This window comes from Pseudomonas psychrophila, assembly GCF_001043005.1.
Classification (GTDB): domain Bacteria; phylum Pseudomonadota; class Gammaproteobacteria; order Pseudomonadales; family Pseudomonadaceae; genus Aquipseudomonas; species Aquipseudomonas psychrophila.
On sequence record NZ_JYKZ01000007.1, the window covers coordinates 126,358 to 138,260 of the forward strand.

Here is an 11,903-nt window from a genome sequence, read left to right on the forward strand (position 1 = left end):
TGCTCTGTCCGATTCCGTTGCGCTACCTGAAAAACCGAGGGAACTGTCATGCAACTCATAACTACAACAGGCAGTGAAACCGCTGCCAACGCCGTGATCAGACTCAACGTGCTGGACGATGTATTGATCGCGCGGCAACCGCTGATCAAAGGCCTTGAACTCAAAGCCGAAGGCATTCAGGTGCTTGAGCCCGTACCCTCCGGCCACAAGGTCGCTGCGCGTCATATCGACGTGGGCCAACCGGTTCGGCGCTACGGCCAGATTATTGGCTTTGCGAGCCAGCCCATCGAGGCGGGGCAACACGTGCACGTCCACAACGTGGCGATGGGCGATTTCTCTCGGGACTATGCATTCGGCATCGATGCCAAAGGCAGCCCCGCGCCCACGGCGGAAACGTTCATGGGCATCGTACGCTCCGATGGTCGAGTGGCTACGCGCAACTACATCGGCATTCTGACGTCGGTCAATTGCTCGGCCACAGTGGCACGGGCGATTGCCGACTATTTTCGCCGCGACATTCACCCTGAGGCATTGATTGAATACCCCAACGTCGACGGTGTCGTTGCACTCACCCACGGTGTGGGCTGCGCCGTCGACCCCGGCGGCGAAGCACTGGCAATGCTGCGCAGGACTCTGGGCGGTTATGCGGTTCACCCGAACTTTGCCTCGGTACTCTTGATCGGGCTGGGGTGCGAGACCAACCAGATCCCAGATCTGCTGGCGGCCCAGGGTCTGACAAGCAGCGATTCGCTGCGCACTTTCACTATTCAGGGCACGGGTGGCACGTCCAAAACCATTGCCAGTGGCATCGCGCAAGTCAAGTCACTGCTGGCAGAAGCCAACAAAGTCAAACGCGAACCCGTCAGCGCCAAGCATCTGATCATCGGTCTGCAATGTGGTGGCTCGGACGGTTACTCGGGCATCACTGCCAATCCTGCATTGGGTAATGCAGTCGATCGCCTGATAGCGGCCGGCGGCACAGCTATTCTGTCGGAAACGCCGGAGGTCTACGGCGCCGAGCACTTGCTGACCCGTCGCGCCATCAGCCAGAAAGTCGGTGAAAAGCTCATTGCACGCATTCATTGGTGGGAAGCTTATTGCAAACGCATGGATGCCGAACTGAACAACAATCCTTCAGCGGGCAACAAAGCGGGAGGTTTGACAACCATTCTGGAGAAATCTCTGGGGGCTGTAGCCAAGGCAGGCTCCACCGATCTTGTGGATGTCTACGAATACGCTGAAACAGTCCGGGCACACGGCCTGGTGTTCATGGACACCCCCGGCTACGACCCTATCTCTGCAACCGGCCAAGTCGCTGGCGGGGCCAATCTGATTGCCTTTACTACGGGTCGCGGGTCTGCTTATGGGTGTGCGCCCTCGCCGTCCATCAAGCTCGCCACTAACAGCCGCCTTTGGGAAACCCAGGAAGAAGACATGGACGTCAACTGCGGCGGGATTGCCGACGGCACCATGACCATTGAGGAGCGCGGCGAATACATTTTTCGCATGATGCTGCGTATCGCCTCGGGTGACAAAAGCAAAAGCGAACAGCACGGTTACGGCCAGAACGAGTTCGTGCCTTGGCAGATCGGTGCGATCACTTAAGACCTTTCATTCACTTCGACACTCCGGCTCCCGTCGTCCAGCACGATGTGGAGCCGCTTCTTTTATTGGGTGTCGAGCCTAGAAGTTTCTTTAATCATCCAATCAGGAAGCCTGACATGACTCAGATTCTCGGTCAGAACTACATCGGTGGTCAGCGACTCGGCGCGGGTAATGTGTATCTGCAAAGTTTCGATGCAACAACAGGCGAAGCACTACCAGGCCATTTCATACAGGCCACGCAAGATGAAGTCGACGCTGCAGCCAAAGCGGCCAGCGACGCCTGCCCGATTTATCGCAATTTACCTGCATCCCGCCGGGCGGAGTTTCTGGATGCTATCGCTGACGAACTGGATGCCTTGGGCGACGACTTCGTCAGCACCGTCTGCCGTGAGACAGCGTTGCCTGCCGGGCGTATCCAGGGCGAGCGTGGCCGCACCAGCGGGCAAATACGTCTGTTCGCCAAGGTGCTGCGTCGCGGTGACTTTTACGGGGCGCGCATTGATCGGGCCCTGCCGGATCGTAAACCCCTGCCCCGCCCCGATTTGCGGCAGTTTCGGATTGCCGTGGGTCCGGTCGCCGTGTTCGGCGCGAGCAACTTTCCACTGGCGTTTTCCACGGCCGGTGGCGACACCGCCTCTGCCTTGGCCGCTGGCTGCCCGGTAGTGTTCAAAGCACATAGCGGCCACATGGCTACCGCCGAATGGGTCGCGGACGCCATCATGCGTGCAGCGAAGCGTACCGGTATGCCCAGCGGTGTGTTCAACATGATCTATGGCGCGGGCGTCGGTGAATGGTTGGTAAAGCATCCATCTATTCAAGCCGTGGGGTTCACCGGCTCTCTCAAAGGTGGCAACGCCTTGTGCAAGATGGCTGCACAGCGTCCCCAGCCGATTCCGGTATTCGCCGAGATGTCGAGCATCAACCCGGTGATCATTCTTCCCCAGGCTCTTAAGGTGCGTGGCGAAACCATCGCCCACGAGCTCGCGGGCTCCGTGACCTTGGGGTGCGGGCAGTTTTGCACCAATCCCGGGCTAATCATCGGCGTGCAGTCGGCTGATTTTACGGCGTTTTTACAACGTTTCACTGCGCACATGAATGATCAACCGGCGCAGACCATGCTCAACGTCGCAGCCTTGGCCAGCTATAGCAAAGGGCTACAACATCTGCACGGTCATCCGGGAGTGGAACACCTGGCGGGAAGTCCGCAACAGGGTAAGCAGGCTCAACCGCAATTGTTCAAAGCCGACGCCAGCTTGCTGCTCAACGGTGACGAACTGCTCCAGGAAGAAGTATTCGGGCCGGCCACGATCGTTATTGAAGTCGCTGACCAGGCGCAACTGGTCGCAGCGCTCAATGGCCTGCGCGGGCAGTTGACGGCCACCGTCCTCGGTGAAGCGGATGAGCTGCTCGAATACAGCGGGTTGACCGAGTTGTTGCAAGAAAAGGTCGGACGGATCCTGTTGAACGGCTATCCCACGGGTGTGGAAGTCACTGACACCATGGTTCATGGCGGGCCGTACCCGGCAACCTCTGATGCGCGCGGCACATCGGTGGGCACATTGGCGATTGATCGCTTCCTGCGCCCGGTCTGCTTCCAGAACTACCCGGACGCCCTTTTGCCCGAAGCCCTGAAAGACGCCAATCCACTGGGCATCCAGCGTTTGGTCGATGGAAAACATACGGCCGGCGCGCTGGATCATTAAATAAAGCAATGCTGTTCACTTAAGCGATTTCTGCCTCTGTGGGAGCGGGCTTGCTCGCGATGGTCGCTAACGGTGACGCGTATTGACTAAGTCAATGCGGCGCCCTGAAGAGCATCGCGAGCAAGCCCGCTCCCACACTTGAGCAGCGTTGCTCTCAAGTGAGCAAAACCGCCCCATTCGGGCGGTTTTTTTATACCGATGCAACTCAGTTTGTTTAGTGTCTGGGAGCGATCAACTTCACGGCATCTGCGCGCCCGCCACCGCCACATGGATCATGTAGAGCGACGTATTGGCGGTGATAAACAAACGGTTGCGACGTGGCCCGCCGAACGTGAGGTTGGCGACTTTCTCCGGTAGCAGGATCTTGCCCAGTAATGTGCCGTCAGGAGCAAAGCATTGAATCCCGTCCCCCGCGCTCGTCCAGACGTTCCCTTGTACATCGACGCGCAAGCCATCGGGGATCCCTGGTTCGATCTCGGCGAACACCCGCGAACGACCTAAACGACAATGGTTGATCACCTCCAGCGCTCGAATGTGATGTGGGGCTGCGAGGTCATGTGTGCGTGCCGAGTCGGCAATGTACAGAGTATTGCCATCGGCCGAAAAGGCCAGGCCGTTAGGCTGAACGAAATCATCCGCCACGCATTGGACTTCACCCGAAATCGGATCGACCCGATAAACATTCTGGCTTTGCTGCTCCTGCTCAGCCTTGAAGCCTTCGTAATCAGTGAGGATTCCGTAGGTCGGGTCAGTAAACCAGATGGCACCGTCACGGTGAACCACCACGTCGTTCGGTGAGTTCAGGCGTTTGCCCTGGTAACGATCCGCGATCACCGTGATCGACCCGTCCGGCTCAGTGCGGGTCACGCGGCGTGGGCCGTGTTCACAGGTGACCAGTCGGCCCTGAAGATCTCGGGTATTCCCGTTGGCGAAGTTGGAGTCTTGACGAAACACCGACACGCCCTGCTCTGGCGTCCAGCGCAAAATACGCTGGTTGGGAATATCACTCCACAAGAGGTAACCACCGTCGTTAAACCAGACCGGCCCCTCGGCCCAGCGGCATTGGTTATAGAGCTGCTCGAGTTGAGTGTTGGGCAGTGTCAATGCGCGGAAGCGTTCATCGAGGTATACATAGTGAGGTTCGAACATGGAAATATCCTTTATTCAGGCAGTGCGTGCCGATTTGCGGCCACTGACGGCGGTGATGACCGCAATGATGATCAGGCCGGTAAGGATCAATCGCACCCCGGCGCTGGCGCCAAAGGTGTTGAGCATGCTTACCAGCAGATAGAGAAACAGCGCCGCCCCCCAGATGCCTGGCACGTTGGAAAATCCACCCGCCACTGAGGTCCCGCCGATCACCACGACTGCAATCGAGGCCAGCAGATACTCCTCGCCCATGCTCAACGAAGCCCCACCGGAAAAACCGGCCAGCAGAAGGCCGCAGAGGCTGGCAAAGACCGCACTCAGAACGTAGGTCGCGAAGCGGATCAGGTTGACATGGCCGCCGGCGAGCTCCGCAGCACGGGCGTTCTGGCCGATGGCGATCGTCCAGCGGCCGTAGATGCTGCGTGTCAGCACGTAGCCCATAATGACTGCCAACAGCACGACGCTGATCGCCAGGAACGGTACGCCCCAGATGTTCCCGGTGCAGAATTGGTAGAACATTTCAGGTGGCTGGATCCGAATGCTGCGACCGTAGGCAATCGCCATTGACTGCAACAGGAAGCTAGCGGACAGCGTGGCAATAATCGGCGGTATGCGAAGCACTCGGATCAAGGCGTAGTTGGCGCAACCGATCAGCATACCGGCCCCCAATACACCCACAACGCCCAACCAGATCAAACCCGGCTGGCCGTCCATCAACTTCATGCCAATGGCCCCGCTGAGTGCGATATTGGCTGGAATCGACAAATCGATGTTGCCCGGGCCAGTGGTAATCACAAACATCTGGCCGATACCGACTATCACGAAGAACGCCGAGAAGCTCAGTGAGCCCGACAACAGCGAACCGGCACCTTGGCCCCCGGTGAAGGCAATGGTTGCGATCCATATCAGCAAGGCGGCCAGGAACGACCATAGCCAGGGCTTGCCCATGACCGTGGTGAGTAACGGAACACGCTTCATAGTGGGCGAGCCTCAAGACGGTTGACGGACATACGCAAGGCGAGGACGAAAATCAGAATCGCGCCCTGGGCACCGATCTGCCAGTCTGGCGAAATGCGCATAAAGGACAGCAGCGAGCCTGCAAGCACCAGTGTCAGGGCTCCCAGAACTGCGCCGGTGGGCGAGACACGGCCGCCGACAAACTCACCGCCACCGAGGATTACCCCCGCGATGGACAGCAAGGTGTAACGCAGCGCGATGCTTGCGTCCGCAGAGGTGGTCAGGCCAACCAAAAACAGGCCAGCGAAGACCCCGAACGTACCGGCCAGCGCATACATGGTTATCTTGATGCGCAGCAGCGACCAGCCCGCCTTCGCAATGGCCAGCGGATTTCCACCCGCCCCCCGCAACACAACACCCAGCGTCGAGCGCATCAAAAACACATGTACGGCAATCGCCAGCACCACACAGACAATGATCGCGAAAGGCAGCAACGGTGTCTTGATGCGAACCAGGCTCTGCAGCCATTCAGGCGCACTGCCGCCCGGCGCTGGCAACAGCAGCACAGCAGCGCCCATCCACACGAACGACATGCCGAGAGTTACGACGATGGAGGGCAAGTTACGTATATGAATCAGCGCCCCCAGCAACGCGTACACCGCAATGCATCCGAGCAACACCAGGCAGCCAAGTACAGGGTGCTGGTCCAGCAACGTTGCCGCTACGCACGCGACGAAGCTGATAAAACTGCCCAGTGACAGGTCAAGATCGTTGACGGTGATGATCAGCATCTGGGCGACGGTCGCCAAGGCGATCGGCACCGCCAGGTTGAGCATCAGGTTCATGCCCATGTAACTCATGGCCCTGGGCTGCATAATGAAAATGGTGATCAGCAGCACCGCGAGTGAAACCCCGGGTAAAGCACTGCGCAGCAGGCGTGCATAGTTCAATCCGGACGATTTGACCGCAGCGCCTTTCAGGGGTAGTGAGGTAGATGCATTCATGCCGTTTGCTCCACAAAGGAGCAGCGAAGAATCTGCTCCTCGCTTAGTTGGCTGCGTGGCAGGTCAAGGACTGCCTGACCATCACGAAACACATAGATGTGGTCACAGTAATCGAGCTCCTCCAACTCGGTGGTGTACCAGATGAAGGTGCGCCCTTTGGCCGCCTCCTGAGCGATGATCGAGTACACCTCGCGCTTGGTGCCGACATCAACGCCACGCATGGGATCATCCATCAGGATCAGATCGCTGCGCGATGCTAATGCGCGGGCGAACAGTGCTTTTTGCTGATTACCGCCCGACAGCGAAAGAATGGGGTTGCGCATATCCGGGGTGCGGATTCCCATGCGTTTTTGCCATTCTTCGGCCAAGGCATGCTCTGCGTCCGGATCGATCAGGGCACCGCGTTTCAAATGGGCCAACGAACTGATCGTGATGTTCTCGGCGATAGACCACATCGCAAACACACCGTCATTTTGTCGATCCCCGGCCACTAGCGCGGCGCCCTGCCCGCTGGCAATACATTGACGCAGTATCTGAATGAGTAACTGGCTTTGGCCATGTCCTGCCAGCCCTGTGAGACCGACGATTTCGCCTGGATGCGCATTGACTGTCATTGCATTGGCTTGACGGGCCGGACGTTGAGTCACGACGGGAGAACCATGGGCGCGTCGCGAGACAAAAACGTGCTGTTCGCAAGCCGCCTTTGCGGCGCTCCCCATGCATTCCACCAGGGACGCGTGGGTAAAATTCGCCGCGGGGCGAATCTCTACCACACGTCCGTCACGCATCACGGTAATGCGGTCACAGGTGTCCAGCATCTCCCCAAGAATGTGGCTAATCAGCACGATGCTGCCGCCAGTGCAGACAAAGCGCCGGACAAATTGCAGGAGTTGTTCGGCAACCCGTGAATCCAGAGAAGACGTGGGTTCATCGAGGATCACCAAGTCCAGGCGCTCATCCACACGCACGAATGCACGGGCAATTTCGACCATCTGGCGTTTGCCGATCGGCAGCTGCGCAACGATGTCGTCGCCACGAATATCATGGCCCGGAAAAATCTGATCAAGACTGGCTTCGATCAATGCCTTGGCTTTACGTCGCCAGCCCCAGCCACGAATAGCCGGTGACATCAGCCGAGTGTTTTCGGCCACGCTGAGGTTGGGGCACAACGACAGTTCCTGAAACACACAGCGAATCCCGTGCTGGCGTGCCATCTGCACGCCATAGCTGGAGCGTACTTCCTGGTCGCCGACCAGCAGTGCACCGCAGTCGGCAAAAAGAGTGCCGGCCAAAACCTGCATCAGGGTGGATTTACCCGCGCCGTTATGGCCGATCAACCCCAAGCACTCTCCGGCCTGAACACTCAGGTCGACGTCACTCAGGGCACGAACAGCGCCAAACGATTTGCCGACACCTTGGAAGGTTACCAGCGCTCGTTGAAAGTCAGACATGACATTTTCCTCGGCATTGCCGCGCACATAGACGCGGCACACGCTGGTCAATGAGCGGATGGGCTTGTCAGAGTGGCGACGTCATCGACGCTATAGACCTGACTGACAATCCCGCCCTTCTCAAGGCCCTTGAGTGCAGGCTCCAGTGAGTCCTGAGTCACGCTGACTGCTGGCGACAACAAGTCATGGGGCATTTGCTTGCCATCAAGCAATTGCTGGGCTACCCAGAACGCCAGACTGGAGATGCTCGGAGCGCTGGAAATCGAAAAGCTCTCGTAGCCGTTGGCGTCTTTCTGCTTCTTCCACCACGACAACTCTTCCTCGCGATTACCAAAGATAATCGTCGGCGTCGGGCGTCCAGCGGACATGAACGCCTGAGCCGCGCCGTAACCGTCATCCCCTTGGGTCACCAAGGCATCAATATTTGGCAGGCTAGGCAAAATACCCGCCACCGCTTTCTGCGCGGCAGTCTGTGACCAGTTACCGTTGACCGAACCAACGATTTTCAGGTTGGGATACTTTTGCGCACCCGCAACGATCCCGGAATGGATCTGCTCATCCACCGAGACGCCTGCCAGCCCGCGAATCTCCAGTATGTTTGCACCATTCGGGAAGCGTTTGGCCAGATAATCCATCTGGTCAAGACCGCTTTGTTTAAAGTCCATGGAGATGCGATAGGCACAGGGTTCGGTGACGATGCCATCGAAGGACACGACGATAATGCCCGCATCGCAGGCCTGCTTGACGGCACCATTTAGAGCGGTCGGCGACGCTGCGTTGATGACGATGGCGCTGTAACCCTGAAGGATGAGGTTCTGGATTTGTGCCGCTTGCTCGGTGGCCTGATTTTCACCGGTTGTGAAGGCGTCTGCAGAAGCGATAACGCCTTTTTTCACAGCGTCGTCGGTGGTTTGCTTCCAGCTGCCAAGCATATTCTGACGCCAGGAATTACCCGCGTAGTTATTGGACAAGGCGATGGTTTTATCGGCCGTATCGGCCTGCACCTGCATGAAGGGAGAAAGCAACAGCGCGCTTGATAGAAACAGGCATCGCAACGGGCGAATTTTCATGGATTGACCTTTGTTATTGTTTTTGGGGTTCGGGCGGCTCAATGGATGCGTGCTCACCGTTTTACGCAAGTTCGATTTCAGTCTGCGCCGTCTCACTGCCAGCGTCTGCGCACATCAATGCAGATATGCGGCGCGACACCGCACCAAATATGCGGGATCACGCAATTTGCCTGCGAGCCTTCGCAATTCTTCAATCAGGTCACCTGATCGCCCGCGCAGAGGGATGCCCGCGATCATTGATAGCGGGTATGGTAGGGCTACAAAAATAAAAGGTGCATGACCGTGAAACGACCCAGCATCCATGCGGAGGATGTCCTCCATCACTTTCTCGGCATCTCCAGGGCCCTCGCGGGTCAGTTGGACTTCCAGTCGATGATCGACGCAATTTCCGAGGAAATTCGCATTATCCTGCCCCATGATCACCTGGACGTCAGCTTGCTGTTGCTGGATGGAGAAAACCATCTGCATGCTTATGAAACGGGGTTACACACCGCATGGAGCAACTTTGCCAATCACCCGCTGCCGATCGTGGAAAGTCCGATCCGTGCCCTGCTGTTGGGAGAGGAACCGTACATCCTCAGTAAAGACGCTACGACTGACCCCCGCTATCAGTTTGCCGGCGCGTTCAACACGCCCATTTTCGATGCGGAACTGCGTAGCAGACTTCACGTGCCGTTGCGGGCGCGAGGTGAAATTATCGGGGCATTGAGCTGTTCCAAACATGCAGCCGATTACTACACCCTGGAAGACGTGCACCATACCCAGCATGTCGCCGATCTGCTGGCGTCCTACCTCTACGCACTACGCCAGACCGATCAAGCAAAAAGACTGGCGATCGCCGAAACCCAGATTCGCGCCCGAGAAGAGGGCTTGCGCCTGGGGGCCCTGCGCTTGACCGAGGAGCTGGAAAACGAACGGCAGCGCATTGGCATGGATTTACACGACCAGACGCTGGCCGACATGACGCGCCTGCACCGCCGGATCGCTCGCCTGATGACTGTGGATACGCTGTCGGGTAATGACCTGAAACCCGTCAGTGACGCGTTGCACGAGAGCATGCAGGAGCTGCGCCTTATCATTGATGCGGTCAAACCCACAGTGCTCCAGCTTTTCGGCCTGGAAGAAGGCGTAGAGGATTTGTTGTTGCGCAGTGTGCGCAACAGTGGCCTGAGCATTGCCACTTGCCTGCGTGACACCACAGGCGGGTTAGCAAACAAGCTTGCAGAGCCGCAGAAAATTGCCCTGTTCCGCATCATCCAGGAAGCGGTTAACAACGCTATCAAACACGCATATCCGGATTCCATCGACATCGAGATCAGCCGGGCCGGGAACCGCCTGCAGCTTTCCATCGTCGATGATGGCCTGGGACTTGACCGGGATAATCTGCTGAACTGCGGCGGTATACAGAACATGAAAATCCGCGCTCGCTTGCTCAACGCCCAACTGCAGATCGAGACCGGTCCGCAAGGCAAGGGAACACACGTCTGTATAAGTCTGCCCCTGCCCGTCCCTCACATTGAACCGGAGCAAACCGTTTGATGGATGTCTTGTTGATTGAAGATGACCCCGTTCATCGCGCATTTCTCAAGGAAGTTATAGAACTGGCGCTGCCTGAATGCACCCGGTTGCTGGAAGCCGAGGACGGGCTGGCAGGAGAGCGTCTGGCCCATGAGTATGGCGTCACGGCGGTGGTCATGGATCTGCAGATGCCTAGACGCACCGGGGTCGAGGCTGCCAAGACGATCTGGCGAGACCGGCCCGATACATCGATTCTGTTCTGGTCCAATTATGCTGATGAAGCCTATGTGCGAGGCATCTCGCGTATCGTTCCTGAGGGTGCGGCTTACGGCTATGTGCTCAAGACCGCCTCGGAGGAGCGCTTGCGCCTTGCGCTGCGCAGTCTTTTCATTGAGCAACAATGCGTCATTGATCGCGAGATACGCGGCGTGCAGCAAAAGTCGCAAGACCAGGTGCTTGGCCTGACGGACACAGAGTATGAAGTCCTGCAAGACATCGCTTTGGGACTTACAGACCGTGCCATAGCCAGTCGACGCTGCCTTTCATTGCGCAGCGTCCAAAATCGATTGCAGCAGTTGTACGAAAAGCTCGGTGTCTATCAACCGACCGATGGCCATCTGGGTAGCTATACATACAATCTCAGAGCCCGTGCGGTCAGCATCGCATTGATGCGAAAGTTGCTTAATCGCAATGCGATGGAACAAGCCGAAACGGAATTACAACAATGGCTCAGCGATCCCCGGCACGTCTACCAAATGCCTGCCCGCCACTCTTCCTGAGGGGTTTTCCGGCTGAGTCCTGAGGCCGGATTGCACACCGGATCAGGGGCTCAACCTCTCTGCCTTGGTTGAGAACCATTGCATTGATGACTTTGATTTGGCTGGGCAGCCAAAGTGATCCCCCGTGGTTTGTCAGGTGCCACCGAGTGGCCCGGTTAACCCAGCGCACTTTTCATTCATCATCGCTCTGACTGACCTGCGCCTGGTTGGTTTTTTATGGCTTTGCTCGCGGTCATTGAGAAGTATGCTCATTGGGCGTGCTGCCATTTTTTGTAGACGAATTCGAGGCTGTACCCATCCGGATCCAGCACATTGGCAGCGTAGTAGTCAGGGTCGTAGTGCAAGCGTGCGCCAGGCAGGCCGTTGTCGACCGCTCCCTGGTGCATGGCAGCGGCATAGGCTGCATCAACTTCAGCCTTGCTGTTCGCGACAAAACCTACATGTACCGCGCGCCCTTCGACAGCACCTTCACGTAACCATAAAAACATCCGGCCATTGGCACCGAAGCCTTTTAGGTCCGGATGTTCCGGTGGCCCGTCCTTGCCGTCGTAATCCAGGCGTGCGGTGATTCCTAGCGGGGTCAGGGCCGCTTCGTAGAAACGGATGGACCGTGGGATATCGCTCACGGACAAAAAGATATGATCCAGCATGGCAAAATCCTCAGTAT

10 protein-coding genes are annotated in these 11,903 nt (G+C 57.6%); 4 read left to right on the forward strand and 6 right to left on the reverse strand.

The features are described 5' to 3' along the window. Window positions 1-48: 48 nt before the first annotated feature. Together TU76_RS16615 and TU76_RS16620 are read left to right on the forward strand one after the other, a co-directional pair. Complete coding sequence (locus tag TU76_RS16615) at window positions 49-1,605, forward strand: UxaA family hydrolase (RefSeq protein WP_046809386.1); 1,557 nt, start codon at window positions 49-51, stop codon at window positions 1,603-1,605. Between the two features lie 116 nt (window positions 1,606-1,721). Beyond that, a complete protein-coding gene (locus TU76_RS16620; protein WP_048352132.1) occupies window positions 1,722-3,308 on the forward strand; it encodes an aldehyde dehydrogenase (NADP(+)) in 1,587 nt (528 codons plus the stop codon). A 237-nt stretch (window positions 3,309-3,545) separates the two neighbouring features. Here the strand turns inward: TU76_RS16620 and TU76_RS16625 are convergent, their stop codons facing one another. The 5 genes from TU76_RS16625 to TU76_RS16645 are packed head-to-tail and all read right to left on the reverse strand — an operon-like array spanning window position 3,546 to window position 8,939. After that, window positions 3,546-4,457, reverse strand: coding sequence for an SMP-30/gluconolactonase/LRE family protein (locus TU76_RS16625; RefSeq protein ID WP_019822594.1), 912 nt, complete (start codon window positions 4,455-4,457; stop codon window positions 3,546-3,548). Between the two features lie 15 nt (window positions 4,458-4,472). After that, window positions 4,473-5,435: an ABC transporter permease gene (locus TU76_RS16630; RefSeq protein WP_048352133.1), complete on the reverse strand. Its 963-nt coding sequence runs from the start codon at window positions 5,433-5,435 to the stop codon at window positions 4,473-4,475. Further along, window positions 5,432-6,418: an ABC transporter permease gene (locus TU76_RS16635; protein ID WP_019822590.1), complete on the reverse strand. Its 987-nt coding sequence runs from the start codon at window positions 6,416-6,418 to the stop codon at window positions 5,432-5,434. Before TU76_RS16635 ends, TU76_RS16630 begins: the two co-directional genes overlap by 4 nt. Then, window positions 6,415-7,869 carry a sugar ABC transporter ATP-binding protein gene (locus TU76_RS16640; RefSeq protein WP_048352134.1) on the reverse strand — a complete coding sequence of 485 codons (1,455 nt, stop codon included), beginning with the start codon at window positions 7,867-7,869 and terminating at the stop codon, window positions 6,415-6,417. Before TU76_RS16640 ends, TU76_RS16635 begins: the two co-directional genes overlap by 4 nt. A 47-nt stretch (window positions 7,870-7,916) precedes the next feature. Then, entirely contained in the window at window positions 7,917-8,939 is a 1,023-nt protein-coding gene (locus tag TU76_RS16645; protein ID WP_019822588.1) for an ABC transporter substrate-binding protein, read from the reverse strand. Window positions 8,940-9,215: 276 nt separating this feature from the next. Here TU76_RS16645 and TU76_RS16650 point away from each other — a divergent pair, with 276 nt between their 5' ends. Together TU76_RS16650 and TU76_RS16655 are read left to right on the forward strand one after the other, a co-directional pair. Next, window positions 9,216-10,478, forward strand: coding sequence for a GAF domain-containing sensor histidine kinase (locus TU76_RS16650; protein WP_019822586.1), 1,263 nt, complete (start codon window positions 9,216-9,218; stop codon window positions 10,476-10,478). Continuing rightward, a complete protein-coding gene (locus tag TU76_RS16655) occupies window positions 10,478-11,236 on the forward strand; it encodes a response regulator transcription factor (RefSeq protein WP_019822583.1) in 759 nt (252 codons plus the stop codon). The genes TU76_RS16650 and TU76_RS16655 overlap by 1 nt, the downstream gene beginning before the upstream one ends. 248 nt (window positions 11,237-11,484) lie before the next feature. Here the strand turns inward: TU76_RS16655 and TU76_RS16660 are convergent, their stop codons facing one another. Next, window positions 11,485-11,886, reverse strand: coding sequence for a VOC family protein (locus TU76_RS16660; protein WP_048352135.1), 402 nt, complete (start codon window positions 11,884-11,886; stop codon window positions 11,485-11,487). Window positions 11,887-11,903 lie beyond the last annotated feature (17 nt).